Annotated in this window: 22 protein-coding genes and 2 pseudogenes; 13 read left to right on the top strand and 11 right to left on the bottom strand. The window is 68.4% G+C overall.

Annotated features, from left to right (window positions below; all coding sequences use genetic code 11):
• Positions 1-370 precede the first annotated feature (370 nt).
• Positions 371-655: an Atu4866 domain-containing protein gene (locus tag ACZ3H8_RS05360; RefSeq protein WP_467397613.1), complete on the top strand. Its 285-nt coding sequence runs from the start codon at positions 371-373 to the stop codon at positions 653-655.
• Between the two features lie 283 nt (positions 656-938).
• Here ACZ3H8_RS05360 and ACZ3H8_RS05355 read toward each other — a convergent pair whose 3' ends face one another.
• Genes ACZ3H8_RS05355 through ACZ3H8_RS05345 form a run of 3 tightly spaced genes read right to left on the bottom strand, consistent with a single transcriptional unit; the run spans position 939 to position 3,008 of the window.
• Positions 939-1,811, bottom strand: coding sequence for a helix-turn-helix transcriptional regulator (locus tag ACZ3H8_RS05355; RefSeq protein WP_467397611.1), 873 nt, complete (start codon positions 1,809-1,811; stop codon positions 939-941).
• A gap of 33 nt (positions 1,812-1,844) precedes the next feature.
• Positions 1,845-2,132, bottom strand: coding sequence for an MmyB family transcriptional regulator (locus ACZ3H8_RS05350; protein WP_467397608.1), 288 nt, complete (start codon positions 2,130-2,132; stop codon positions 1,845-1,847).
• Entirely contained in the window at positions 2,133-3,008 is an 876-nt protein-coding gene (locus ACZ3H8_RS05345) for a helix-turn-helix transcriptional regulator (RefSeq protein WP_467397606.1), read from the bottom strand.
• Positions 3,009-3,687: 679 nt separating this feature from the next.
• Between ACZ3H8_RS05345 and ACZ3H8_RS05340 the strand changes: the two genes are divergently transcribed.
• A complete protein-coding gene (locus ACZ3H8_RS05340; protein WP_467397603.1) occupies positions 3,688-4,341 on the top strand; it encodes a hypothetical protein in 654 nt (217 codons plus the stop codon).
• A gap of 243 nt (positions 4,342-4,584) precedes the next feature.
• On the opposite strand, the gene ACZ3H8_RS05335 is transcribed toward ACZ3H8_RS05340, so the two are convergent.
• Complete coding sequence (locus ACZ3H8_RS05335) at positions 4,585-5,169, bottom strand: hypothetical protein (RefSeq protein ID WP_467397601.1); 585 nt, start codon at positions 5,167-5,169, stop codon at positions 4,585-4,587.
• 398 nt (positions 5,170-5,567) lie between these two features.
• Here ACZ3H8_RS05335 and ACZ3H8_RS05330 point away from each other — a divergent pair, with 398 nt between their 5' ends.
• From ACZ3H8_RS05330 to ACZ3H8_RS05300, 7 genes are all read left to right on the top strand, one after another.
• On the top strand, positions 5,568-6,482 hold the full coding sequence (locus ACZ3H8_RS05330) for a sulfotransferase family protein (protein ID WP_467397598.1): 915 nt from the start codon (positions 5,568-5,570) through the stop codon (positions 6,480-6,482).
• Positions 6,483-6,592: 110 nt separating this feature from the next.
• Complete coding sequence (locus ACZ3H8_RS05325; protein WP_467397596.1) at positions 6,593-7,669, top strand: DegT/DnrJ/EryC1/StrS family aminotransferase; 1,077 nt, start codon at positions 6,593-6,595, stop codon at positions 7,667-7,669.
• Entirely contained in the window at positions 7,666-8,631 is a 966-nt protein-coding gene (locus tag ACZ3H8_RS05320) for a hypothetical protein (RefSeq protein ID WP_467397594.1), read from the top strand. Before ACZ3H8_RS05325 ends, ACZ3H8_RS05320 begins: the two co-directional genes overlap by 4 nt.
• Positions 8,628-9,680, top strand: a complete 1,053-nt coding sequence (locus ACZ3H8_RS05315) for an ATP-binding protein (protein WP_467397591.1) — start codon at positions 8,628-8,630, stop codon at positions 9,678-9,680. Before ACZ3H8_RS05320 ends, ACZ3H8_RS05315 begins: the two co-directional genes overlap by 4 nt.
• On the top strand, positions 9,677-10,492 hold the full coding sequence (locus ACZ3H8_RS05310) for an NAD-dependent epimerase/dehydratase family protein (protein WP_467397589.1): 816 nt from the start codon (positions 9,677-9,679) through the stop codon (positions 10,490-10,492). The genes ACZ3H8_RS05315 and ACZ3H8_RS05310 overlap by 4 nt, the downstream gene beginning before the upstream one ends.
• Before the next feature lie 115 nt (positions 10,493-10,607).
• Positions 10,608-11,318 carry a hypothetical protein gene (locus ACZ3H8_RS05305; protein ID WP_467397587.1) on the top strand — a complete coding sequence of 237 codons (711 nt, stop codon included), beginning with the start codon at positions 10,608-10,610 and terminating at the stop codon, positions 11,316-11,318.
• Positions 11,315-12,016, top strand: a complete 702-nt coding sequence (locus ACZ3H8_RS05300; protein WP_467397584.1) for a phytanoyl-CoA dioxygenase family protein — start codon at positions 11,315-11,317, stop codon at positions 12,014-12,016. The genes ACZ3H8_RS05305 and ACZ3H8_RS05300 overlap by 4 nt, the downstream gene beginning before the upstream one ends.
• Positions 12,017-12,096: 80 nt before the next feature.
• Here ACZ3H8_RS05300 and ACZ3H8_RS05295 read toward each other — a convergent pair whose 3' ends face one another.
• The 3 genes from ACZ3H8_RS05295 to ACZ3H8_RS05285 all read right to left on the bottom strand — a co-directional run bounded on the left by ACZ3H8_RS05295 (position 12,097) and on the right by ACZ3H8_RS05285 (position 14,540).
• Positions 12,097-12,912: a maleylpyruvate isomerase family mycothiol-dependent enzyme gene (locus tag ACZ3H8_RS05295; RefSeq protein ID WP_467397582.1), complete on the bottom strand. Its 816-nt coding sequence runs from the start codon at positions 12,910-12,912 to the stop codon at positions 12,097-12,099.
• A gap of 53 nt (positions 12,913-12,965) precedes the next feature.
• Positions 12,966-13,835, bottom strand: coding sequence for a hypothetical protein (locus ACZ3H8_RS05290; RefSeq protein ID WP_467397580.1), 870 nt, complete (start codon positions 13,833-13,835; stop codon positions 12,966-12,968).
• A gap of 84 nt (positions 13,836-13,919) precedes the next feature.
• Complete coding sequence (locus tag ACZ3H8_RS05285) at positions 13,920-14,540, bottom strand: TetR/AcrR family transcriptional regulator (RefSeq protein ID WP_467397577.1); 621 nt, start codon at positions 14,538-14,540, stop codon at positions 13,920-13,922.
• Positions 14,541-15,069: 529 nt separating this feature from the next.
• On the opposite strand from ACZ3H8_RS05285, the gene ACZ3H8_RS05280 reads away from it, so the two are divergent.
• Positions 15,070-16,188 carry a PP2C family protein-serine/threonine phosphatase gene (locus ACZ3H8_RS05280; RefSeq protein ID WP_467397575.1) on the top strand — a complete coding sequence of 373 codons (1,119 nt, stop codon included), beginning with the start codon at positions 15,070-15,072 and terminating at the stop codon, positions 16,186-16,188.
• A gap of 147 nt (positions 16,189-16,335) precedes the next feature.
• Here ACZ3H8_RS05280 and ACZ3H8_RS05275 read toward each other — a convergent pair whose 3' ends face one another.
• The gene (locus ACZ3H8_RS05275; protein ID WP_467397573.1) at positions 16,336-19,713 is read right to left on the bottom strand and encodes a pyruvate carboxylase; all 3,378 of its coding nucleotides are present in this window, start codon (positions 19,711-19,713) and stop codon (positions 16,336-16,338) included.
• Positions 19,714-20,218: 505 nt separating this feature from the next.
• Entirely contained in the window at positions 20,219-20,629 is a 411-nt protein-coding gene (locus ACZ3H8_RS05270; RefSeq protein WP_467397570.1) for a Fur family transcriptional regulator, read from the bottom strand.
• A 195-nt stretch (positions 20,630-20,824) separates the two neighbouring features.
• On the opposite strand from ACZ3H8_RS05270, the pseudogene ACZ3H8_RS05265 reads away from it, so the two are divergent.
• Both ACZ3H8_RS05265 and katG read left to right on the top strand, forming a co-directional pair.
• Positions 20,825-21,093: pseudogene (locus ACZ3H8_RS05265) on the top strand (hypothetical protein).
• Positions 21,094-21,147: 54 nt separating this feature from the next.
• A complete protein-coding gene (gene katG / locus ACZ3H8_RS05260) occupies positions 21,148-23,379 on the top strand; it encodes a catalase/peroxidase HPI (protein WP_467397567.1) in 2,232 nt (743 codons plus the stop codon).
• Between the two features lie 137 nt (positions 23,380-23,516).
• Here katG and ACZ3H8_RS05255 read toward each other — a convergent pair whose 3' ends face one another.
• Positions 23,517-23,690, bottom strand: a complete 174-nt coding sequence (locus ACZ3H8_RS05255) for a hypothetical protein (RefSeq protein WP_467397563.1) — start codon at positions 23,688-23,690, stop codon at positions 23,517-23,519.
• 187 nt (positions 23,691-23,877) lie between these two features.
• On the bottom strand, positions 23,878-24,843 hold the full coding sequence (locus tag ACZ3H8_RS05250) for a pirin family protein (protein WP_467397561.1): 966 nt from the start codon (positions 24,841-24,843) through the stop codon (positions 23,878-23,880).
• 131 nt (positions 24,844-24,974) lie between these two features.
• On the opposite strand from ACZ3H8_RS05250, the pseudogene ACZ3H8_RS05245 reads away from it, so the two are divergent.
• Positions 24,975-25,307: pseudogene (locus tag ACZ3H8_RS05245) on the top strand (tetratricopeptide repeat protein); the annotation flags it as partial.
• Positions 25,308-25,362 lie beyond the last annotated feature (55 nt).

The following is a 25,362-nucleotide window of genomic DNA, read 5'->3' as shown; positions in this document are numbered from 1 at the left end:
ATGTCAGATTCACGGTTGGTGCGGTGCGCATCCAGGCCGTGCATTTCCTGGGTGTGTGCCACCCCCTCTGCGGAGCGTGGGGCTGCCTGCGGAGCGTGGATCGCCGGCTCGGCGGGCGGACACCGCACCGGGGGCGGCGCTCAGTAGGTGGTGAGGTTCAGCACGTGCTCGCGCGAGGCCCGCATCTGCGCGAACATGTCGCCGGCCAGGGCGACTTCGGCAGGAAGCCTGCCCATGTGAGGCCGGGCGCGCAGACCCGCGGCGAGGAGCGGGGGCCGTCCACAACGCTGGGTGCGCGGCACCCAGGAAGCCCTCACCTGGGGAGACGGCGGTCTGGTTGCTCCACGCCGCGAGGGCCGACTGTAGAGCCATGACCAGCAACGAAATGCCCCTCGATCCGCATCCGTACGTCGGGATGTGGGTGACCGCGGACGGGTTCATCCGCCAGGAACTGCTGCCGAACGGCCGCTACGACGAGGCGCGCGGCAACCGCCGGAGCGCCTACACCGGCGGCTATACCGTCACCGACAGCCACATCGACTACGTCGACGACACCGGCTTCACCGCCACCGGTGACGTCCGCGACGGGATTCTCTTCCACGAGCACCTGGTGCTCTACCGCGAAGGTGACCGGCGCGCCCGCGAGGGAGCCTGACCATGGCCGAGATCCGGACTGGACCCTCAAGCAGTAATCGGCTGCGGCCTTGCCCCCTGATCAGCCGCCGACGCGGTTGACGCACCGACTCGTCGCGTCGGCTGCTTCCTATGACAGGGGATTCTGTTCATGGCCACGTTGTCGTCGATGCCGCGTTGGTTGCGCAGGTCGCTCAGCGCGGTGCGCTTGATGTCCAGGGGCCGCCTCCAGCGCGTACACGGCGCTCAACTGCCGCCGCACGCAGCAGACTTCCTCTGAATATCTGGCCACACGGGCAAGGGAACTATGTGTCGCTGGGGACCCGGTCGGTTTCGGTCTGCTGCTCCGCGGGTTCGCGGTGGTCGGCCCGGGAGCGGAGTTCGGCGAAGGCGGCGGCGGTGGTGCCGGCGGGTTCGGCCTGGTAGACGACCAGCTGCTGGTGCGGGGCTTCGTTGACGGTGAAGGCGGAGAACTGGATTTCCAGGTCGCCGACCTGGGGGTGCTTGAGGTTCTTCGCCTGCCGGGTCTTGCCCTTCACATCGTGCCGCGCCCACAACTCGGTGAATTCCGCGCTCTTCGCGCAAAGCGTCTCGACGACTTCGGTGATACGCGGGGAGTCCGGGTCATGCCCGTAGGCCGCGCGGATTTCGGCGACGCACGCGTGCGCGGCCTTCTCCCAGTCCTGGTAGAAGTCACGTCCCGCCGGGTCCAGGAACACCATGCGGGCCAGGTTGTCGAACCGCTCGAATCCGCTGTGCAGAGCCGCGGCGAGGGCGTTTTGCGCCAGCACGTCCAGGGCCGGGCCCAGGACGAATGCGGGGGTGTCGGGCCAGCTGTCGAGCAACTGGAGCAGCTGCGGGCTGATCCGGTCGTGGCCGACGGGAAGGCTCCGGCGTTCCTGGCGTGCCCGGGTGAGTCTGCGCAGGTGGTCGGTGGCCTCCTCATCAAGGTGGAGGGCGGCGGCGACGGCGTCGACGACCTGGGGCGAGGGGCTGGTCTCCCGGCCCTGTTCCAGACGCATGTAGTAGTCGGAGCTCACACCGGCCAGCATGGCGACTTCCTCGCGTCGCAGCCCGGGCACCCGCCTGCGACCATGCTCGGGCAGGCCCACATCCTGTGGCTTGAGGGCTTCGCGCCGTGCTCTGAGGAACTCTCCCAGAGGAGTGCTGTCGCTCATGGTCCCAGGCTAGTCGAGGAAGGGGTGCCGGGCTCAGGCGGTGGGGCCCGGTTCGCTGTGCACGGTGGTACGGGCATCGTCGGCGAGTGGCTCGATCGCCCAGGTCGCCAGGAGCCTCAGGGCGGTTTCGGAGGGAGAGTCCGGCTCGGTGGTGTAGATGAACAAGATCTGGTCGGTGTCGCCGGGCAGGGCGAGGGCCTGGTAGGTGACGGTGAGGTCGCCGACGACCGGGTGGTGGTAGCCCTTGGTCCCCTCGGTGCGCTCGTGCACGCGGCGCTCGGCCCAGCACTCCCGGAAGTAGGTGGAGCCGCGAGCGCGCACTCAGTCGGTGCCCATCGCGGTGTCCTGCGCGCGCACGGGGATGGCGCTCAGAGAGCCGAGCAGGGCAAGGGCGTCGGCGGAAGTGCTTCCCAGTTCGGCTTGGTAGACGATGAGTTGCTGACCGGGAGCACTGTTCACGGTGAAGGCCTCGTAATGCAGCTCCAGGTCGCCGACTTCGGCGTGATGGAAGCGCTTGGCCTCGCGAGTCTTGCCCCGCACGTCGTGCCGAGCCCACAGGGCGCGGAAGTCGGCACTCTTCATGGACAGTTCGCCGACGAGTTCGATCAGTCGCGGGTCCTCGGGGTCGATGCCGGCCGCACGCCGCAGTGTGGCCACGCATGATTCGGCGGCACGGTCCCACTCGCGATAGAAGTCGTGCGCGGCCGGGTCCAGGAACGTCATGCGCAGCAGGTTGTCGGAGTAGGTGAAGCCTGCGTACAGGGCGCCTGCGAGCTGGTTGCGCACCAGGATGTCCAGGGCGTGGCCCAGGACGAAGGCGGGCGTGTCGCTCCAGGTGTCGACGAGCCGCCGCAGGTGCGGGGGGACGCGTTCGACGCGGGGCGCGCGGCGCGTACGGCGCGTGGTCGTGGTGGCCACGCGGTACAAGTGAGCCACCGCTTCGTCGTCCAGCCGCAGAGCTCGCGCGACGGCTTCGAGTACCTGCTGGGACGGGTGCCGTTCGCGGCCTTGTTCCAGGCGCATGTAGTAGTCGGCGCTCACCCCGGCGAGCGCGGCGACCTCTTCGCGGCGCAGACCGGGCACCCTGCGGCGGCCGGATGTGGGAAGCCCCGTGTCTTCGGGGCGCAGTTGGGCACGCCGTGCGCGGAGGAAACCTCCCAGCGCGTTCTCGGCGGCGGGGCGCTTGTCTGTCTCCATGGTGTCGAGGCTAGGGCGGCCCGACGCCGTGTGGTGAGGGCGAAGGGGGGCGTGCTGCACCCAGGAGACGCACCCCCCGGATATCCACGGGGCGGTCGCCTGCCGGTGGTGGCACGGGGGCTTCGTCCCTCATCCCACGTGAGCCGTACGGGCGGTGGCGGGCAGGTTCGGTGACGTTCGGCCCCTCGGACCGGGTGCCGGGCCCGAGGAAGATCGCCGAGGCACTGTGCCTCTGGGCACCACCCCACTCCGGCGGCCACGTCGCCAGGATCCGCTCTGCCCGGCGGCGACACGGCGGCAAACTGCCGGCGCAGTGGAAAGGGGGCATCCGCAGCCTGCGAGTGCTACTCCCAGGAAACTCTCGGCCTTCTCGCCTCTTGCGCGTCCGGTCCAGCTCGAATTCGTCGGCGGAACCCGCGGTCGAGATCCCGGTGGGCGCGGAGGTCGAGGTGCATGTGCCGACGGCTCGACGGTCGGACGCGGCCGCGCCGCAGGGGGCCCGCTCGCCCGCTCGGCCGTCGCTCGACGCCACCGGGGACGACGTGCGGCTTCACCACGCGTGTGATGCGCTTGATGGAGTGGACGACCCGCGGTACTACCCGGGCCCGACCCTTGGCGGGCCTTTCTCCACAGGCGGTCTCCGCGCAGGAGCGGAGACGGGCTGTGACAAGGAGGAGCCATGTCCGACACGACGAAAGCGGCCCGTCACCTGAGCGGCCTGCGGAACGCTCGCTACGGCGAGGTCCTTCTCATCTCGCCGGGCGAGGACGGTCGTCTCAAGGCAGCCGTCTATAACACCTTCGGTCTCAACGACTGTCCGCCGGAGCGGTGGAACGCGCTCGACCCCCGTGCGCTGGCGGAGCAGTTCAAGGTGCCGATGGTGTTCCTGAACGGACCCCGCTTCTGGACGATCGACGAGGTCACGGCGTTCGAGTGGGGGGACACCGCGATGTTCGACGGCCTGGAGGCCCGCTGCGTGGCCGAACTCCGTATCCCCGCGGAGATCGACCTCACCGGGGCGACGGCCAAGAAGTTCTACGTCGATTCCACGGTGAAACGGGACACCGAGTACGTCCTGTCCAGCGGCAAACCGGTGCATGCGCTGCTCGCCCCGGGCGACCGCACATACGTCCTGCAGGCGTACTCCCACACCGTGGACGACAGCCAGACGATGGACTCCCTGGCCACACTCGGCCAACGGCTGCGACCCCCGCAAGGCTGGCAGTATCGGGTCCATACCCCGGAAGACGACCTTGTCGTGCGGACTGTCGCGGGAGATGCCCACGTCGTGCAGGACGAACTGGAGAACACCTACATGCTCCTCGCCCACTGAGCCGTGGCCCGGCGGCAGGCGCTGCGATCCTTGAGGTCAGGCGCGTAGGCGGGCAGTTGGTGCCGCAGGTCAGCGCACCCGTCCCCGTGGCTTGAGGCCACCGGCGGCAGTGACGAAACCCAGTCCAATTCCAAGCCGCCCGCCACCACCACCACTTCGCCCCCGCCGACCACGGCCGAGCGGGTCGGCACCCGGGGGTGCCGACCCGTCGGCTCAGGCATCTCGTGGCGGTTGCGTCGCGCCTTACGTGGCGTAGCTCCGTGCGCACTCCAGCACACGTGGCTCCAGCAACTGGCCGAGGCCTAGAGCCTGCTGGGCGCAGGCCACGAGGGTCGTCTCTGCTGTCATCACACCCTCGGGGCGATTGACAATGACGGTGTCGGGGTCCAGCCCGGGCAATGCCTCGAGCGCCAACGAGTAGATGTCCGCGAGCAGCTCTGAGGACGGGTCGTCCATCTTCATGTCCATACGGTCCGCAAACCCCGCCTTGGGCTGGATGTTCATGACCCAAAGGAGGGTGAACAGCGCAATCTGCGCGACTAGTTCACCGTTGCCCTGACGGTGCGCTGCGCGCCCGACTGCCGTCAGCCACTTCCAGGGCCGGTCGATGCCACTGTCGCCGGTCCGTATCTGCGCCAGACCTGCTTCCTGCAGGCTCAGAGCTCCGGCGGCCTCGGCGATCGCGAGCGCCCCCATCCGCACCCCCCGGTCGTCCATGGCCACTAGAAAACGCGGCAGCAGATGTGCCGCGTTGGCAAGATCCTCGTCGTCGACCGTCAGCGGCCTTGGAACGGCCTGCGGCTGTGTCTTTTTGCTGAACAGTCCCATGTGGGTGAATCCCCCCCCATCCGGGAACGAGCCAGGCGCAGTTCAGCACCGGCGCGTGCCCTCCTTGCCCGGCTCCGGAATACACGCGAAAGTTGCGAGATCCGGCCAGGGTCCAACAATGTCCCGTGGCCGGAAGGGGACGTCAAGGGAAGTCACGAATGATTGCGAACCCTTACACTCCTGCTCGAATCTGACCGCAGCGCAGGTATCGCGTGATCACCCCACATTCACTCCGGCGTGCGCCCCTTGGATCGCTCGGCGGCACTACATGGGCGCCCCGCCTCCCCGTCGCGGCCATCACGCTCTAGAAACCGCGAGGGAGCAATGGCAGACTGTTCACTCCACGAGGTCATGCATATGCGAAAAGTGAACTGCGGCACGGCGGACTACCGGATCGTGTGGAGGTCACCAGCGTGCAGGAAGCACCACCTTCGTCGCCGGTGTCCCCAAGCCTGATCTTTGTAGGAGGAGTACACGGCCGCACAGGCACGAGCGTGGTGAAGCGTCTGCTGTGTACTCATCCCGAGGTGAGCGCCGTCGGCGGCGGTGAGACGCGCATGCTGGAGGCGGTAAACGATCTGTGGCCGATGCTGCTCGCGGATCTCGGCTATACGCCCGGCGGGGCAAGTACCGCGTTGGCCGCGTTCGCGCGTCACGTGCGGGAGACCCTGGGCGAGGCGAATGATCTGCAGGAGGCGCTGGAGCATCTTTTTGATGGGGTGCGGGCTCACGACTTGCGTCTCGTAGGGCGCGCGCGGTCTCCGATGCCGGCGCCGATGCAAGAACCCGATCTGGCACGGGCGTTGGGTAGATTCATTGCTGAGGCGTTCCGCCTGGTGGCCTTGGACCCTTTACGGCCTGTGCTGTGTGAGAAGACGCCGAGCAACGCGCAGTACGTTCGTCGCCTGCAGCTCCTTCTGCCTGAGTCGCGGGTGGTGGTCATGGTGCGTGATCCGATGGCCGTTGCTCTTTCCCATACGCAGCGCGACTGGGGCCCGACCGATCCTGTCGAGGCGGCCGCATACACGGCCGCTTACTTCCGGTGCTGGCGGGAGTTCGCGCCTCACGCCCAGAACTGTTTCGTGGTGCGACACGAGGACTTGGTCGCCGAGCCGGCTCGGACTCTGAGTGCCGTCATCCGCTTCCTGGGCCTACGTCAGGATGCTGCCTGGTTGCGGTGCGCCAGTGATGAGATCCGCCCCAGCACAGACCGGGTCGGCGCGCTGCCGGACGTGGTGGCCGCGCAGATGCGCGCCCGGCTCGCCGAGGAGGCACGGGAGTTCGGTTACCCCGTAGTCAGCGGTGCGCGATGAGCAGCGGCAACGCGCATGTGTCTGTTCCGGGGGCCAGCGGACCGCCGACTCAGCCGTGCTGGTCGGGGAGCGAGCCCGAGTGTGGCTCGGGTTCGCCGGAACATGTTCCCTTGACCCGTCCCTTCATGCCGTCGCTGCCTGAGCTGATTCCCTTGTTGGAAGGGATCTGGGAGCGCGGCTGGGTGACCAATGACGGGCCGGTGCTAGGCCGGTTCGAGGCGGCGCTCCAACAGATCTTGGGCTGGCACAACGTGGCCGCAACGGCTAACGGGACCCTGGCCCTGCAGTTGGCGTGCCGTGCGCTTCGGCTTGAGGGAGAGGTGGTCACTGCGGCGTTCACCTTTCCGGCCACGACGCAGGCGCTGCGGTGGAACGGACTGGTGCCCGTGATGGCGGATGTGGAGCCTGCCCATCTGACCCTTGACCCAGCGGCTGTCTCGGCGGCCGTCACTTCCCGCACGAGTGCCGTCCTGGCCGTCCATACTTTCGGGCATCCGGCCGATGTGGAAGGGCTCCAGAAGGTAGCGGATCGCCATGGTCTCGCTCTCCTCTACGATGCCGCGCCTGCGGTGGGTGTGCGGGTGGCTGATGTTCCTGTCACGGCGTTCGGCGATGCGAGTGCCGTCAGTTTCCACGCCACCAAAGTGATGCATACGCTCGAGGGCGGTGCGGTCTGTACCCGGCATCCTGAGGTGGCCGGGGCTGTGCGCCGGCTGCGTAATTTCGGGTTGGCCTGGGCTGGAGGCGCTCTCGAGTACGGCACGAATGCCAAGTTGAACGAATTGCAGTCTGCGGTGGGCTTGTTGGTCCTCAATGCGCTGGGCGGGGAGATCAGTCGGCGCGCCGTTGCGATGGAGGTGTACGGCGGGCTCCTTGCCGGCATGCCCGAGGTGCATCTCATGCGGCCTGCCCACGGCGTGCACAGCAATCATGCGTATGCGGTAGTTCGTCTACGTTCCGGTGGACGCCCACTCGCGGATCGGGTTCATACGCATCTGCTGAGAAACGGGGTCAACAGCAAGCGGTATTTCGGTCCTGGTTATCGGGCAGGAGGAACTGTCATGCGCGAGGCGACACCGGTGGCAGACAGTGCGGCCGAGGACGTGCTGTGTCTGCCGCTGTGGGGGGCTATTCACCGCTCTACCCTCGGGCGGATCGCTGAACTCGTCGGCGAGGCTGTGGCATGAAGGGTCAGCGCCGCTTATGGGTCCGCAACCCGCCGTGTGAAGAGCTCCTCGGGCGTGTTGCGAGCGGCGGTGGCGTGGCTTTCGCCAAACGCACCCACGGCGTGTGGGATCACCTCGCCCTGCTCAATACCGGGGGCTGGCGGGCCGATGGCTGGCGACGGTGCGATCAGATGATCTTCAAGCGGCCCATGGAGTCCACGGAGCGGGTTCGCGGGGAGCGGCGGGCGTATCTGGACTACCTGGACGAACTTCTGCGAGATGTGGTGGACCCTCCGGCCGACCCGCGTTGGATACAGACGATCAGCCTCGATCTGGAGTATCTGACCAGGAAACTGCAGCGGCCTGCTTTCGACCTGAGGATCGGCGTAGATCCACGGCTGCTGCGCTATTGGGAATGGGACTACTCCTATGCCGACCTGGTAGATCGGTTCGCCCTGACCGACCGGCCTTTCCAGTTCGCTCAGACGCTCACCGCCGGCCTCGTCTCGTGTTCCCTCCTGGAACTCCCGCAGATCGCTCGGGACCGTCACGTCATCCTCGTGGCACCGGAAAAGATGCGTGACCTGGCCGAACGCTGGCGTCTCGATCCTGCTCACTTCACCTTTTGCCCTTCCCCAGCGTGGCCGCACGCACGCCCCAACGGCTCTCTCTTCACCGATCCCGTCCTACCGGCGCTGCAGACCCATCGCATCCGGCGCGATCTGTTGGTGCAGCTTCGCTCTGTTCGCTCCACCCGCCCTCGCCTCTATCTGTTTGAGCTGGGAACGTGCGCGCAATGGCTCATCGCACGCCTGTTCCGTACGCAACCCTCTGATTCCTACCTGGACATGGGCCGCTGTCTTGAGGCGTGGTATCCCGACACACCGTGGCCGTTGAAGGCCCCGGTGGCGGCTGTCTACCGGCGTGCTGCGCGGGCCTACTACGGGGACCGCCGCTATCTGCTCCTACGGGCACGAGCATGACCCGCCCTCTCGTCCTGACGAGCTCGACCAGCGGCGTCGGCATCGCTGCGCAGCAGGCCGCCGCGGTGAGCTCTCACACCTACGCGATCACCGGTATCAGTTCTTGGCCTGCTCGACTCCTGTCTGGTCTTCGTGCGCTTCCCAGTCCGGCGACCCAGGACCGTGAAGCCTTCCAGGAACGGGTGCTGACGCTCGTCGAGGAAGTCGGGCCGTGCTTGGTGGTGGCCGGCAGAGATGAGGATGCGACTGTGCTCGGCCAGGTCGCCGATGACCTTGCCGCCCGCGGTGGGGTACTGGGAAATGGGCCGCCTCACACTGTTCAGGCCGCCTACGACAAGGCGGTGACCAGTTCTCTGTTCGCTGGCTCAGCACTCTCGATCGCCATGACCGCGGCCACTGTGCGCGACGCGCTCCGCCTGGCCGGCACGGTGGGCTGGCCCATCCTGGTCAAACCCCGGTGCGGGAACGCCTCGCGCGGTGTGCGCCTTGCAGACAACGCTGAGGCGCTGCGGGCCTGTTTCCGCCCCGGTATCGATATTGCGCAGGAACTGCTGCCTCTTGACTCCCAGGACCGTCGGCCTTGGGACCGACGCGCTCACCTCTTGAGGCAGGACGGCGAGTACTCGGTGCAGGTCCTGATCGGGCCTCGCGGGCGAGACCTTGGATGCTTTGTCAGCCGCAACAACCTGGTCGGCGGTGTCCCCCACCTCGTTGAGATCGTCGATGACGCGTTGAGCAGGCTCGTGTCCCGGCATGCTCGGGAGGCGCTCAGTCATCACGGAGCATGGGGCGCGTGGAACTTCCAGGGTCGGCGAACGCCGGACGGTGACATCCGTATCTTCGAAGTCAACGCCCGGTTCACTGGGCTTACCGGAATGCGGTCATGGCTGGGCTTCAACGAGTTGGACCTGCTGTATGAAGCTCTCGTTCTCCAGCAGGAGACGTTCCCCCCACCCTCTCCTCCGGCGGGGCTGCTGATCGAGCTGTCCACTGCGGCAGGTGGCCGTCCAGCGAAGGAAGCCGCACCGTACGCAGAAGCCGCAAGGTGATCACCGCAGTGAGCGGCGCTTCGGGCTATCTCGGCAGCGCCGTGGCCAGAACGTTGGGAGAGACGGGCAGGGAGAGCCGTCTCGATCTTGGGCGGCTGGAGCGTCTGGCTCCCGGAACGCTCGACTGCCGGGCAGTGGTTCACTGCGCCGGATCCTTGCGCGGCCAACCAGCTACACGGATTTGGGCCGACAACGTCACCGCGACCGCCGCGTTGCTCGCCGCCGTGCGCGCCGACACTGTGATCGTGTTTTCCTCCTCGCGTGCGGCCGCCGATCCCGCGCAGGACCTCTATGCCCGCAGCAAGTCTGCTGCCGAGATGCTGACCAGTGCGCATCCAGGCCCTGCATGGCTGATCCGCCTCACGGTCCTCGCCGGTCCCTCACCGCGCGGGACTGGCGGATCATTCCTGACGCGCATGGCAGGTGCCGCACTGCGCACCAGCACAATCACCATCCCGCCCCACGACCGCTGTGTGGATCTTCTCGATGTCCGCGAGGCAGCTGCTGTGATGTCTGCGCTCACAGAGCTGCCTGTCGCATGGCCCGGTCCCGTCGCGGCCACCACCGGGCCGTTGACTCTTGGCGCACTCGCCGAGCTGACGGCTGCCGCAGTCCGGGACCTGACGGGTCGCAGAGTCCGGATTGCGCAGACCCCTTTGTCGGCGAGCCGCCGTCAGCCACCCGCATGCCCCACCGGATGGAATGAACTGCGCTCCCTGGTGCGGATCCCGCCGGTCCCGGTGGAAAGCACCGTGCACGACACCGTAGCTGCCCTCGCCACCCCAACGGAGCATGCCGATGACCGGCGCTGAGAATCCCAGAATAGTCTTCGTTGCCGCGGGGCCCGGTCGCTCAGGCGCCGATGCAACAGTGCGAGCAGTCAGTGCCCATCCCGCGACAACCGCTCCCCAGAACTGCGGACTACCCGTGATCGCAGATCTCACCCAACTCCTCGCCCACGCACCATGCGACGGGCAGACATGGCTTCCCCGCCGCGCGGCGCAAGCCCTGACCGATTTCACGAACCGTCTGGCCGCCACATCGGATGCGGGACGTCACGCCGCGGCCAGCCTCAAGGAGGCCACGGGGGCTCAGTCGGTCACCATCCCGGTCTACGGTCACCTACTCATGCCGCGCCCCCTGCCCCGCCCCCGGTGGCAATCACTGGTCCGGCAGTCACTTCTCATGCTGGCGGGCGACGCTTCCCATCTCATTGTCAAAGTCGGACCCCACACAGCCCGACTCATTACGGATATCCTCCAGCCTGAGGATTGCCTGCTCTACGCCATGCGCCATCCGGTCGAAACTGTCATCGGCCTCGCCACGTCCCAGGTAGACGGAATGCGGCCTGCCGAGGCAGTCCATTTTGTCGAAACATCCCTCATCCACGCTCGTACCGTCCTTGCCGCTGTCAGCGCCTCAACTCACGTGGTCCAGCTGGAACAGCTCGTTTCCACGCCGGAAGCCGTTCTGGAGGATGTCGCACGCACGGCCCAACTCCCGGGCGCCGACTGGCAGGGACACGCGCGAGACACGCTCCCCCAAGACGTCGAATGCATCCCCCGCTGGGAACACCCGCACTGCCGCGGCTATCAGGACCGACTAGCGGTGCTCGCCTCGGCGTGGAACTACGCATGAACGTCCTGCCGACCCTCACGGCCCGCGAACAAGCGACCGCGGAGAGCTGGCTTTCGCTCCTGCGCCAGTACGGCATAGCGGTCGCGCCCGCTTGGGTAGCGGGCAGTCGGCTCAACGGTCTGCTGGACGAACACGAACGCGCCTTCAATGAGGTGACCGTCGGAGTGCGCGAAGTCGACTACCGTCCAGGGATCTCCTCGCGGGCCTTACGGCTCAATGCAGCCAAAGCGCACTCCTTTCCAGGAATCCGATCCTTTCTGTCCGACAGCACACTGACTGCCGTAGCGGCCGACTACCTCGGAGCCGGCGCCACGGTGCACAAGTTTGCGTACCTGACACAAGATGTTCCCGACCTCACTCCGGTCACAGCGCTGCACTATGACCGCAAGCACGCGCTCAAGGCATATCTTTGCCTGACCACCGCGCGCCAGGATTGGGGTGCTCCCTCATTCGTACCGGCAAGCCACCGCCGCAGTCGAATGATTCGCGAGGCACATCTCGCAGTCGGCACCCCGCAGGCACGGCTCCCCATCACTCAGGGACACGAAACAGAAGTTCCGATTCCACTGGCAGGGCCGGCAGGGACGCTGGTGCTCTTCGACACGGATTGCCTGCATCAAGGCGGCGTTGTCGAGCCGGGGAACGTACGGAGAGTGGTGCGCGGCCATTCTCACTCCTCCGCCAAGGACAACAACTGAGATGAGCGCCGATGCGCCGGAGGGCCCTGCCTGACGACGCAGGCCGACGCCTTGCGACGGCAGGTGACCGACTGCGGGCATCAGAACGCGGAGTGGCTGAACCAGCGGGTGAGTAGGCGCTCGTCGCCCGATACCTCGAAGGCCCTGCTGTCGTGGGTAAGCCTTCCGTACATGAGCAGAAGCATGTCAGCGGCCCGACCCCTGACCTTGGCGTGCTCGAGTGTCTGCCCTGCCGGGGCCTCCTCCGCTCGTTCCGGCTCGATCCCGAACGTGTCGGGCCGCAGCCGGACGACCCAGCTGTCACCGTCGCTCTCACGGTCGGTGCACTCGAAACGGATGGCCTCGCCGTTCCCGCGCAAGTTCGCCACGTCTGGTGCGAAGGAGCTGGCGTAGGGCAGATTGACCAGGAACTCGTCCACGCCGTCTGCGGCCAGTGTGGCGTCGATGTCCGATGTCCGACCCACGGTCCGTTCCGCGTCGACCCGGTGTACCAGTGTTTCGAAGGCCATCCGCCGGACCCAGAATCGCGCGTGCTGGTCGGCACCCCAGGCCCACATCGGGGCGTCGGGATCGGTGGTGCGCACGAGGGCGAGGACCTCGGAGACCCCAGTTGAGAGCCATTCGGCAAGAGCGTCCTCGCGCTCCGGCAGCCCCAGTTCCACCGTGCGGTCGCGTGGCGGCTCCTGGACGACTCGGGTCAGCAGAACGCTGAACCAGCGCTGCACCGCTCCGAGGTGTCTGGTCAGATCAGCCAGCGTCCAGTCGGGGCATGTGGGGACGGCTGCGGTGGGATCTTTGGCCGTGACGGCGGCTGCGAATCGGGCGGTCTCCCGCTTGATCGCCTCGAGGTAGCGGTCGTATGGCAGCGGGTGCCCGGGGAAATGTGCGATGGTCACTCGTCCTCGCTCTAATGGCGCGTGCGGGTTGGCCTGACGGCCGCTCGCCAGTCTCACTCTTGGAGTGCACTCGAAGGCAAGCCGATCCGCCGGTCGGGGAGGCCGAGCAGCAGAAAGACGCGGTGCGCCGCACCCGTTTCGGGGCGTACGACGAACAGGAGGGTGACGGCCGCGGCCACCGGTACGCCGAGCCACCAGCCCAGCAGGTGAACCAGCACACTGGCGGCCACAGCCGTGCCCAGCGCCACCCCGAAGACGGCGCCCAGCACGGCAGCGACGATACGGAGCCGCCCGGCCACCACGCCGCCCTCGCCGCCGCCCGCCGCGAGCTGCCCCGACCTGACCCAGGAGACCATCAGCGCCAGCATCGCCGGGACGATCACCGCCCCCATCCCGTACAGCGTCAACGCGACAGGCGAGGCCAGCCAGTCGCCCGCGCGCGACAGTGCCTGCCCGAGGCCCGGATGCTTGGGCCAGGCCGCGAAGGTATCCCGGTCGGCGGAGAAGAACCGCTGGTAGCCCCGGCCGTCCCAGCCGTGGACAAGAATGAAGAACATGCCCGCGTACCCCAGTCCTGCCTGGAGGAAGGCTGCGTACACCCGGCCGCGCGCGATCAGCCGCGCCGCGACCCAGTAGCCGAGGACGCCCTGGCTCACATTCGTCGCGGCGAACAGCGCGACCAGCCATGGCGGCAGCGAGCCGTGGCCGCTGGCCGTCTGCATCGTCTCCCAGTCCGGAAAGCCCCACAGCAGCCACGCTCCGCTCGGCGCGAACAGCACGGCGCAATACAGCGTGGTGCCCAGCAGATACGGATCCGACCATCGGCCGGCACGGCCGGCGTCGGCGCTCCTGAGCTGGTACGCGGCGGCAGTGGCGAAGCTCGCCCCTATGCCGTACGACCAGAAGACATCAACCTGGACCATCGTTCTCCCCTTTCCGGAATGACATGTCATTCCGTTCGGAAGGCAAAAGAAATGAGCGGTCCTTGCACCTCTTGCAACCGCGGCTCAGGCGGAGCCGAGGCCGTCGAACATGAGCGTCTCCACGGTGTGGATCCACGGCTCGCGCATGGCTTCGGGATCCGGCGCGTGCAGCAGCCGTAGCGCCCCGGTCGTGATCATCCCGTTCACGGCCAGTCCGACCACCGTGGCGTCCACATCGCGGCGCAGGAAGCCCCGGTCCTGCCCGTTGTGGATGAACGCGGCCGTGAAGGCGGCCGCCGACTCCATCACCCTCCCGGCGAAGTCCGCATCGGCCCGGTCGATTGCTATGGCGTCGTAGAACAGGATGCGGCACAACTCCGGCTCTGCGGCGACGAGGTCGAACAGCTTGTTGCCGATCCGCCCGACCTGCTCCCGGTACTGCGGCAGGGTCTGCGAGGAACGCGGGTCCTCGTCGGCCAGTGCCTCGCTCACCTGCTGCAGAGCGCGCGACACCACGCTGCGCGCGATGTCTTCCTTGTTCTTGAAATACCGGTAGAACGTGCCGTGCCCGGCACCGAGTTCGCGGGCGATGTCGGAGATGCCGGTCGCGTGGTAGCCGCGCTCGGCGAACACCCTCCTCGCCGCGCGAAGGATCGCCTCCCGCTTGTCGACCGCGCCGCCCGTGCCAACGGCGCCTGTAGCCACGGGCGTTCCCCTCCTGCCGACGGAATGACATGTCATTCTCAAACCGGCGGCCGACCCCCGTCAACCATGCGGACGCGGGATGGCCGAAAACCTTCGCGAGTGGCACACGCCGCCGGCTCGGCAACACCTGATGGAGTGTGCTCCGCGCCGCATATCCGCCGCACCGCACGTTCTCGACGGCGCGTTGCAGTAGGAGAACCACCGCGTCGCCTGCGGCCGGGACGTGCCGCGCCCGCCGACGCCGGTCTCGCCCTACGACGAGCATCCGCTCATACAGACGTACGAGGATGCAATCCGGAGACCGGGGATGCGGCGAGGGATGGCCCTTGAGCAGCTTCGGGTGCATCCCCATGAAGAGGGCCGGCAGAGGGTGGTCGTACACGCTCCTGTGGCCTGACGGGACCGTGGACGAGGAGCCGGACGGCTCCTACGGGCCGACTCGCTGAGAAACGCAACGCCGCCGTCGAAGCCCAGCTGCTCGGACCTCGGAGTGGATAAAGGTCTTCTTCGCACCGATATGATGCATTTTGTGATCACGCCCGGGCGGCTGCGGCGCCGTCGTCCTCCCTACGGCGGCCGGTGGGAAGCTGCCCTGCTGTCACCGGTGATCCTTACCGTCCTCATCGCCGGCCTGGCGTTCTCCACACCGAGGGAGATCGCCTTCAGCCGCCTCCTGCCCGCCGCACCCGCCCTCGCCGCCGCGATGTGGCCCGTGCTCCCCACGATCCTGCTGGGGACGTTCTGCCTGCTGGTCATGATCAGCCTCAGCTTCTTCTACACCGACCTGGGGACGCCATACACGGCGGCTGCGATCGTCGCGGTCACCCTGGCGGCCGCATATGCAAGCCGTGTCCGACTCCAGCGGGAGGAGACACTCTTCCACGTCCGGCTCGTCGCCGACGCAGCCCAGAAGGTGCTGCTGCGCCCCCTGCCGCGCCGCATCGCGGACGTCGAGATCGAGTCGCTGTATCTGGCGGCCCAGGAGCAGGCCCGGATCGGCGGGGACTTCTATGAGGCAGCCGACACACCGTACGGGGTCCGGCTGCTCATCGGCGACGTACGAGGCAAGGGCCTGCCCGCGGTGGGGGCGGCCGCGGCGGTGATCAGCTGCTTCAGGGAGGCCGCGTACGACGAGCCCGATCTGAGGGGCATCATCCATCGCCTGGAGACCAGCATCACCCGTTACAGCGCTGCGTTCCCCGGCCAGGACCTGCCGGAGCGCTTTGCTACCGCGCTTATCGCCGAGATTCCGCACGGCGGCGGCCACGTCAGACTTCTCAACTGCGGGCACCCCCCGCCCCTGCTCGTGCACCGCGGGGAGATCCGCGTCCTGGAGCCCACCGCCCCCTCGCCGCCCCTCAACCTCGCGACGCTCATCGGAGACCGCTACTGCGTCGACGCCGCCGCCTTCGCTCCGGGCGACCAGCTGCTGCTCTACACCGATGGCGTAACGGAGACCCGGGACCGCACCGGCGAGTTCTTCCCGCTGCCGGACTGGATCCGGCAGCAAGGCCCGGCGCCGCCCCGCGAGCTGCTCGACCGGCTTCACCGGGACCTGCTCCACTACAGCGGCGGAAGGCTCAACGACGACATCGCGGCCATCGCCGTGCGGTGCCTGAACACCCGGGCCCAGGAGCACCCCGCGTAGTCAGCGACACGTCCGCCTGAACAACCGCGTCCAGATCGCGATGCTCATCCAGGATGCCGAAGTCTGACGGCCGACCGACTCCCCTACGGGGGCGGCGGCCCGGGAACCTCACCCGGGCCGGCCGCGTACGCCCGCACGAAGCAGGCGTCAGCCGATCTCGATGAGCAGATCGCCCGCCTCGACCTGCTGGATCTTTCCGATCGCCAGCCGCGCGACCGTGCCCGCGCACTGGGCGGTGATGGAGGCCTCCATCTTCATCGCCTCGATGGTGGCCACCGTCTGACCCGCCGACACCGAAGAGCCCTCCTCCACCTGGAGCGTCACGACGCCCGCGAACGGCGCGGGGACATGCCGGTCGTTGCCGCGCTCGGCCTTCTCCGCGGCCTTGACCTCGGTGGCGACGGACTTGTCCCTCACCGGCACCGGGCGCAGCTGGCCGTTGAGCGTGGCCAGCACCGTACGGAAGCCCCGCTCGTCGGCCTCGGAGATCGCCTCCAGCTCGATCAGCAGCGTGACACCGGCCCCCAGGGTGACCGTGTGCTCGGTGTCCGGCTCCAAGCCGTAGAAGAAGTCCTGCGTGGGCAGTACGGAGGTATCGCCGTAGGCCTCGCGGTGGGCGTCGAACTCCTTGGTCGGGCCGGGGAACAGCAACCGGTTCAGCGTCGCCCGCCGGTCCCGGCCCAGTCCCTGGCGGTCCTCGTCCGACAAGGTCGGGGCCTCGGCCTGCGCGGGGCGGCCCTGGAGTGCGCGCGTACGGAACGGCTCGGGCCAGCCTCCGGGCGGGTCGCCCAGCTCGCCGCGCAGGAATCCGACCACCGAGTCCGGTACGTCGAACTTTCCGGGGTCGGACTCGAAGTCGGCCGCTTGGACCCCGGCTCCGACCAGGTGCAGGGCGAGGTCTCCCACCACCTTCGAGGAGGGGGTCACCTTGACCAGCCGGCCCAGCATCCGGTCGGCGGCCGCGTAGCAGTCCTCGATCAGCTCGAAGCGGTCGCCGAGGCCGAGCGCGATGGCCTGCTGGCGCAGGTTCGAAAGCTGTCCGCCGGGGATCTCGTGGTGGTAGACACGCCCGGTGGGCGAGGCGAGCCCCGACTCGAAGGGCGCGTAGACCTTGCGCATGGCTTCCCAGTACGGCTCGAGTCCCCCGACCGCGTCGAGTGAGAGCCCGGTCGCGCGCTCGGTGTGGTCGGTAGCCGCGACGAGCGCCGACAGGGACGGCTGGCTGGTGGTGCCCGCCATCGAGGCGACGGCGGCGTCGACGGCGTCGACGCCCGCGTCGATCGCGGCGATCAGCGTCGCGAGCTGGCCGCCCGCCGTGTCATGGGTGTGCAGATGCACCGGAAGGTCGAAGCGCTCGCGCAGCGCGGTCACCAGGGTGCGGGCGGCGGGCGGGCGCAGCAGTCCGGCCATGTCCTTGATGGCCAGTACGTGCGCACCGGCCTCGACGATCTGCTCCGCGAGACGCAGGTAGTAGTCGAGCGTGTACAGCTGCTCGGCCGGGTCCGACAGGTCCGCGGTGTAGCACAGGGCGACCTCGGCCAGCGCGGTGCCGGTGGACCGTACGGCATCGATGGCGGGCCGCATCTGCGAGACGTCGTTGAGCGCGTCGAAGATCCGGAAGATGTCCATGCCGGTCGCCGCTGCCTCGGCGACGAAGGCCTCGGTCACCTCGACGGGGTAGGGCGTGTAGCCGACGGTGTTGCGCCCACGCAGCAGCATCTGCGTACAGATGTTGGGCACCGCCTCCCGCAGGGCCGCGAGCCGCTCCCAGGGATCCTCGGCGAGGAAGCGCAGGGCCACGTCGTAGGTGGCGCCGCCCCAGCACTCCAGGCTCAGCAGCTCCGGTGCGGTGCGGGCGACATACGGGGCGACGGCCAGCAGATCGCGCGTCCTCACCCGGGTGGCCAGCAGGGACTGGTGCGCGTCGCGGAAGGTCGTGTCCGTCACCGCGACGGCCCGCTGCGCGCGCAGCTCCGCTGCGAACGCCTCCGGCCCGAGTGCCGCGAGGCGCTGCCGGGAGCCTTCGGCGGGCGGACTGCCCAGTGAGGCGGGAGGGAGCTTGGCGGCCGGGTCGATGACCTGGGGACGCGGGCCATGGGGACGGTTGACGGTCGTCTCGGCGAGATAGGTGAGCATGCGGCTTCCGCGGTCGGCCGAGGGGCGCGCCCGGATCAGCTCCGGATGCTCGGCGATGAAGCTCGTCGTGACATGGCCCTCGCGGAAGCCGGGGTGGTCGAGCACGGCGCCGAGGAAGGGCAGGTTGGTGGCGACTCCGCGGATACGGAACTCGGCGATCGCACGCCGTGCGCGGCGGGCGGCGTTGGCGAAGTCGTGGCCGTGGCAGGTCAGTTTGACCAGCATCGAGTCGAAGTGGGCAGACACTTCGGCGCCGGTGTGGACGGTGCCGCCGTCGAGCCGTACACCGGGGCCGCCCGGGGAGCGGTACGCGGAGATGGTGCCGGTGTCGGGTCGGAAACCGTTGGCGGGATCCTCAGTGGTGATACGGCACTGCAGGGCCGTGCCCGTGAGGACGATGTCGTCCTGCGTCAGGTTCAGTTCCGGAAGCGTCCTTCCCGCGGCGATCCGCAGCTGCCCGATCACCAGGTCCCGTCCGGTGACCTGCTCGGTGACCGTGTGCTCCACCTGGATACGGGGGTTCATCTCGATGAAGACATGGTTGCCACGCTCGTCGACCAGGAACTCCACGGTGCCCGCGTTGACGTACCCGATGTGCCTGGCGAACGCGACGGCGTCGGCGCAGATGCGCGCGCGCAGCTCCGGGTCGAGATTCGGCGCGGGCGCGATCTCGACCACCTTCTGGTGGCGCCGCTGCACCGAACAGTCCCGCTCGTACAGGTGGACGACGTTCCCCTGGGCGTCGGCGAGGATCTGCACTTCGATATGGCGCGGGTTGACGACGGCCTGCTCCAGGAAGACGGTGGCGTCTCCGAACGCCGACTCTGCCTCGCGCATCGCCGCGTCGATCGCCTCCCGCAGCTCGGCGGGCTCGGCGACGCGCCGCATTCCTCGCCCGCCGCCGCCGGCGACAGCCTTGACGAACACCGGGAACCCGATGGAGTCGGCCGCGCCGACCAGCGTGTCCACGTCCGTGGACGGCTCCGACGACTTCAGTACGGGAACCCCGGCCTCGCGGGCGGCCGCCACCGCGCGGGACTTGTTGCCGGTGAGGTGCAGTACGGAAGCGGGGGGCCCGACAAAGGTGATCCCGGCCTCGGCGCACGCGGCGGCGAGGTCGGGGTTCTCCGACAGGAAGCCGTATCCCGGATAGATGGCGTCGGCACCGGCCTTGCGCGCGGCCTTGATCACCTCGTCGACCGAGAGATAGGCCCGCACCGGGTGGCCCTTTTCACCGATCTGGTAGGCCTCGTCGGCTTTGGCCCGGTGGAGCGAGTTGCGGTCCTCGTAGGGGAACACGGCCACGGTGGAGATGCCGAGCTCGAACGCCGCGCGGAAGGCGCGGATCGCGATCTCGCCGCGGTTGGCGACCAATACCTTGCGGAACATCAATGTCCCCTGTCGTGTTGCGGGCGCGCGGCCTCAAGGTGGCGACGTCATTCCGGCTGCCGGGATCGGCATCCGCTGTTCCCGTGGACGGTACCGATCAGTAGCGCTGGCGTCGATCTCCGACCGGCGGGAGCTACGTCACGCCGGTCGGAGCAGACGTCGGCACAGTCCAAGGCGGTGGCCCCGGGGCGGGAGCTTCTTGCGCGGCTCCGGCAAGGGCGAGTCCACCGCCTTCCGCACCGTCCGACACATCACGCCCATCGAGCCTGCTACTGCTCGCGCTGCACGAGGGCATCAACCGCCACACCCAGCTTCCGATCGAGGCGACGGTCACGCAGTTCAAGGCCATCAGCACCTTCTCCCAGCGGGAGAGCCCGCGCGTCCTGTTCGCTGTCGTCCGGACCTACCTGGCGTTCATCCAGGACACCGGGACGCCGCATCCAGCCCCGCGTCGAGCCTGGCGAACTCGCCCCGCTCCCGCTGCCGTTGATCCTGCGGACACGACCTAGGCGCAGGATGGGCACAGCCCGCGGTAGGTGACCTCGACCTCGGACACCATGAAGCCGAACCGTTCCTCGGCCGGGAGGTCAGCCAGCGGATTGCCGGTCGGGTGGACATCGCGGACGGTGCCGCAGTTGGAGCACACCAGGTGCTGGTGCGGGTGGTGTGCGTTGGGGTCGTAGCGCTTGGCACGGCCGTCGGTGGAGACCTCTATGACCTCACCGAGGGAGACCAGCTCGCCCAGGGCGTTGTAGACGGTCGCGCGGGAGATCTCGGGCAGCCGCTGTGCCGCGCGGGCGTGCACCTCGTCGGCCGTGAGATGCACGTGGTCGCCGTCGAGGACCTCCGCAACGACACGCCGCTGGGAGGTCATCCGCCAGCCACGCCCTCGCAGTCGCTCCAGCAGGTCACTCATATCGGTTCACCTATTCAAGTTCGGTGGGATACCCGAAGTTTACCGGTGGACGTCCGGGTTCCGATTGAATACGAGTTTGGCACGCTTGTTGACCTGGACTCTGTCCATCGTAGGATCGGTTCCGGCGATAGCCAAGAGACAGGAAGACTCCAGTACGGCAGGAGACAGAGACGTGACGGGACCACCACCGAGGAGCTGCGCGGTGCAGGCTTGCGGGTGACAGCCGCCCGCGTGGGCCATATCTCCCTTCAAGTCTTGGGTGAGGCCCTTCACGCGCTCACCGCGGCGGGACTCGTACGCCGCCTCGAACCGGTCAGCAGCCAGGCCCGGTTCGGGGGACGCGCCGTGTCGTCGCTGACGTCGACTGAGCGGTCGGCGAGGCCCCCTGCCTGACCGCGCCCGACGACCACGGCTTCTCGATCGACGAGGCCGAGGTCACCTACTGGGGCCTGTGCCCCGACTGATCCACCGCCCGCAGTTCCTGAGCAACATGATCCGCCCAGTCCGGAAGGATTCCAATGTCTGAGAACCATGATGCAATCGTCGTAGACGCGAAGGCGGAGGGCGGAGGTGGCTGCCCGGTCGCGCACGGACGCGCCCCGCACCCGACTCAGGGCGGCGGAAACCGCCAGTGGTGGCCGGAGCGGCTCAATCTGAAGATCCTCGCCAAGAACCCCGCCGTGGCCAACCCCCTCGGCGAGGAGTTCGACTACGCCGAGGCGTTCAAGACCCTCGACCTCCCGGCCGTGAAGCAGGACATCGCGGGGGTGCTGACGACCTCGCAGGACTGGTGGCCGGCCGACTTCGGCCACTACGGCCCGTTCATGATCCGGATGGCGTGGCACAGCGCGGGCACCTACCGGATCAGCGACGGCCGCGGCGGTGGCGGGGCCGGCCAGCAGCGCTTCGCCCCCCTCAACAGCTGGCCGGACAACGGGAACCTCGACAAGGCCCGCCGCCTGCTGTGGCCGGTCAAGAAGAAGTACGGCCAGAGTCTCTCGTGGGCCGACCTCATGATCCTCGCGGGTAACGTCGCCCTGGAGTCGATGGGCTTCGAGACCTTCGGCTTCGGCGGCGGTCGTGCGGACGTCTGGGAGCCCGACGAGGACGTCTACTGGGGTCCCGAGAGCACCTGGCTCGGCGACGAGCGCTACACCGGCGACCGGGAGCTGGAGAACCCCCTCGGCGCGGTCCAGATGGGCCTCATCTACGTCAACCCGGAGGGCCCGAACGGCAACCCGGACCCGCTCGCCGCGGCCCGCGACATCCGTGAGACGTTCCGCCGGATGGCGATGAACGACGAGGAGACGGTCGCCCTGATCGCGGGCGGTCACACCTTCGGCAAGACCCACGGTGCGGGCCCTGCGGACAACGTGGGCGCCGACCCCGAGGCCGCCTCGATCGAGGAGCAGGGCCTCGGCTGGAAGAACGCCTACGGCACCGGCAAGGGTGGCGACACGATCACCAGCGGTCTCGAGGGTATCTGGACGAACACCCCGATCACCTGGGACAACAGCTTCTTCGAGATCCTGTTCGGCCACGAATGGGAGCTGTTCCAGAGCCCCGCCGGTGCGAACCAGTGGCGCCCGAAGGAGGGCGCCGGGGCGGGCACCGTGCCCGACGCCCACGACGCGTCGAAGACCCACGCCCCGACGATGCTCACGACCGACCTCTCGCTCCGGTTCGACCCGGCCTACGAGCAGATCTCGCGGCGCTTCCTGGAGAATCCCGCCGAGTTCGCGGACGCCTTCGCCCGCGCGTGGTTCAAGCTGACCCACCGTGACATGGGCCCGGTCGTGCGCTACCTCGGCCCCGAGGTCCCGTCCGAGACGCTGCTGTGGCAGGACCCCCTGCCCGCGGTGACGCACGAGCTCGTCGACGCGGCGGACATCGCCTCCCTCAAGGGCCAGATCCTGGCCTCGGGTCTGTCGGTGTCCCAGCTCGTGTCCACCGCGTGGGCGTCGGCTTCGTCCTTCCGCGGCAGCGACAAGCGCGGCGGCGCCAACGGCGCGCGCATCCGCCTCCAGCCGCAGAGCGGGTGGGAGGTCAACGAGCCCGACCAGCTGGCGACGGTGCTGCGCACGCTGGAGGGCGTCCAGGAGTCCTTCAACGCGGCCCAGACCGGCGGCAAGCAGATCTCGCTGGCCGACGTGGTCGTCCTCGCCGGTGCTGCCGGCGTCGAGAAGGCCGCCAAGGACGCCGGCTTCGACGTCGAGGTCCCCTTCACGCCGGGCCGCGTGGACGCGTCGCAGGAGCAGACGGACGTGGAGTCGTTCGCCGCGCTCGAGCCGACCGCCGACGGGTTCCGCAACTACCTCGGGAAGGGCAACCGGCTGCCGGCCGAGTACCTGCTGACCGACCGGGCGAACCTGCTGAACCTGAGCGCCCCCGAGCTGACGGTCCTCGTCGGTGGCCTCCGTGTCCTGGGCGCGAACTACCAGGACTCGTCGCTCGGCGTCTTCACCACGACCCCCGGGTCGCTGACCAACGACTTCTTCGCCAACCTGCTCGACCTGGGTACGACGTGGAAGGCGACGTCCGGGGACGCGAGCACGTTCGAGGGTCGCGACGCCGCCACGGGCGAGGTCAAGTGGACCGGCAGCCGTGCCGACCTCGTCTTCGGGTCGAACTCCGAGCTGCGCGCGCTTGCGGAGGTCTACGCGAGCGATGACGCGAAGGAGAAGTTCGTGAACGACTTCGTCGCGGCGTGGGACAAGGTGATGAACCTCGACCGGTTCGACCTCGTCTGATCATGACGTCCAGGTCGGCCCGCGCCGGCCGACCTGGACGTCCTCAGCCCGAAGGATCTCGGCACCGTCCGCATCCAGCGCGACGTCGGGAGGGTCGCGGTCGGTGCAGGGGCGAGCCGGTGAGCGTGCCCGCGCGGTCAGCCGGCCTCCGGACGGCACCGCGGGCACAGTCCCCAGTACGTGACATCGGCCTTGTCGACCGGGCCACCGTCGTCGTCCACCGGATCCAGGCAGGTCGGCTGCCCCACGACGCAGTCGACGTCATCGGTCTCGCGTACGCGTACAGGCCCTGGAGACAGCACGTCGCCCACTCGTCAGCAGGGTCGGCAAAGGGTCAGCAGGAGTCTGATCAGACCTGGTCACAGGCGCCAACACCGGCAACTCGTTCCCCGCGACAGAGTGGATCACTTCGAGGCGCGGGCACCTCGTGCCGCATGGCAGGCGAAGGAGCCCGGCACTCGCACCTTCAACACCGAGGCCAGTGCCTGTAGCGCCAGGTCAACGTACTCGTCCGCGCGGCTTCAGAGGCACCGGCGGGAGTTCGGGAGCCGTCAGCGGAGTTCCGTCGTAACCCTTCACCTCACCGAACCGGGCCCCCTCTACCCATGCCTTCCGAGCCTCATCGATTTCCTGATGCGAGCGTCCGACGAAGTTCCACCACATGACGATCTCCTCCTCGAACGGCTCGCCGCCGAGGAGCATCAGCCCGGCGTCGGATTCGGCCCGCAGCGGGAGTTCCGTACGGCCGCAGCCGAGGTAGAGCATCGCGCCCGGCAGTACGGGCACGCCGTCGACATGGGCCTCGCCGGACATGGCGAGCACGGCGTACTCGAAGTCGGGGTCGAGCGGCAGGCTCGTCTCGGTCCCCCTGGCGAGCGCCAGATCGGCGCCGACGATCGGGGTGTACGTCGTGCCGGGCGAGGCGGCGCCGTCGAGGGCCCCGAGGATGACCGTGGCGGTCAGGCCGGGCGCGGTGACGGTCGGCAGCTCCGTGTGGTGCTGGAACTGCGGCTCGACGCTGCGGTGCGCGTCGGGGAGCGCGACCCAGAGCTGGGCTCCGTGGAGGAAACGCGCGTGCGGCTTGGGGCTCTCCTCGGAGTGGCTGATCGCGCGCCCGGAGGTCATCAGGCCTAGTTCCCGGGGGCGGATGGTCGCCAGGCTGCCGGTGCTGTCGCGGTGCAGCACCTCGCCGTCGTGCAGCCAGCTGACGGTCTGGAGGCCCATGTGCGGGTGGGGTGGGACCTGCATTCCGGGCTCGTCGGCGATGTCGTCAGGCCCGTAGTGATCGACAAAGGCCCAGGCGCCGACCATACGGCGGCCGAGGTTGGGCAGCAGTCGGCGGACCTCGGTGGACTCGCCGAGCTGGACTCGGCGGGGATGGAGAAGTTCACGGACGGGCTCGGCGACGACGAAGCCACGACCGCCGCAGACGGAGAGGGCGGCCTGACGATCGAGATTGCTCATGGCGCTCAACCTATTCCTGTACGGGTGCGAGCCGGCAGCCCCCACGCCCCAAAGGATAGTGGAATGTTCAACCATCATTCTGTGTTGACGTGGGTGCACGCAGCAGGACGAGTCCTTGAGGAGGAGGGCAAGTGAACGACACCTACTACGAGTTCGGCACCGCCGCCGATCGGTGGGACCGGGCACAGATGTTCTTCGACGCCAAGGAGTACATGACGGCAGCCCGCATTCTGGGTGGTCTCGTCGAGGAGGCGCCGGAGCAGATCGCGCCGCGTCTGCTGCTGGCCCGCGCCTACTACCACTCGGCGCGGCTGAGCAAGGCCGAGGCCGAACTGCGCGCCGTGCTGGAACTCAGCCCGGTGGAGCACTACGCGCGGCTGATGCTGGGCCGCACGCTGGAGCGGCAGGGGCGGCCCGAGGACGCCGCGCCGCATCTGCGGATGGCCGCGGCGATGTCCGGGGATCCGGTCCCGGAAGGAGTCCCGGAAGCGGAAGGCGTCCCGGAAGGAGTCGCGGAAG

The sequence above is a fragment of the Streptomyces sp. NPDC002868 genome, assembly GCF_055563295.1.
The sequence above is the reverse complement of the archived record's forward strand: the minus strand, read 5'-3'. Positions and strand labels throughout refer to the sequence as shown.

Excerpts from the sequence above, each read along its gene's own strand:
- ACZ3H8_RS05360 (WP_467397613.1), top strand. The coding sequence starts at position 371 with ATGACCAGCAACGAAATGCCCCTCGATCCGCATCCGTACGTCGGGATG.
- ACZ3H8_RS05355 (WP_467397611.1), bottom strand. The coding sequence starts at position 1,811 with ATGAGCGACAGCACTCCTCTGGGAGAGTTCCTCAGAGCACGGCGCGAA.
- ACZ3H8_RS05345 (WP_467397606.1), bottom strand. The coding sequence starts at position 3,008 with ATGGAGACAGACAAGCGCCCCGCCGCCGAGAACGCGCTGGGAGGTTTC.
- ACZ3H8_RS05340 (WP_467397603.1), top strand. The coding sequence starts at position 3,688 with ATGTCCGACACGACGAAAGCGGCCCGTCACCTGAGCGGCCTGCGGAAC.
- ACZ3H8_RS05335 (WP_467397601.1), bottom strand. The coding sequence starts at position 5,169 with ATGGGACTGTTCAGCAAAAAGACACAGCCGCAGGCCGTTCCAAGGCCG.
- ACZ3H8_RS05320 (WP_467397594.1), top strand. The coding sequence starts at position 7,666 with ATGAAGGGTCAGCGCCGCTTATGGGTCCGCAACCCGCCGTGTGAAGAG.
- ACZ3H8_RS05315 (WP_467397591.1), top strand. The coding sequence starts at position 8,628 with ATGACCCGCCCTCTCGTCCTGACGAGCTCGACCAGCGGCGTCGGCATC.
- ACZ3H8_RS05300 (WP_467397584.1), top strand. The coding sequence starts at position 11,315 with ATGAACGTCCTGCCGACCCTCACGGCCCGCGAACAAGCGACCGCGGAG.
- ACZ3H8_RS05290 (WP_467397580.1), bottom strand. The coding sequence starts at position 13,835 with ATGGTCCAGGTTGATGTCTTCTGGTCGTACGGCATAGGGGCGAGCTTC.
- ACZ3H8_RS05275 (WP_467397573.1), bottom strand. The coding sequence starts at position 19,713 with ATGTTCCGCAAGGTATTGGTCGCCAACCGCGGCGAGATCGCGATCCGC.
- ACZ3H8_RS05270 (WP_467397570.1), bottom strand. The coding sequence starts at position 20,629 with ATGAGTGACCTGCTGGAGCGACTGCGAGGGCGTGGCTGGCGGATGACC.
- katG (WP_467397567.1), top strand. The coding sequence starts at position 21,148 with ATGTCTGAGAACCATGATGCAATCGTCGTAGACGCGAAGGCGGAGGGC.
- ACZ3H8_RS05250 (WP_467397561.1), bottom strand. The coding sequence starts at position 24,843 with ATGAGCAATCTCGATCGTCAGGCCGCCCTCTCCGTCTGCGGCGGTCGT.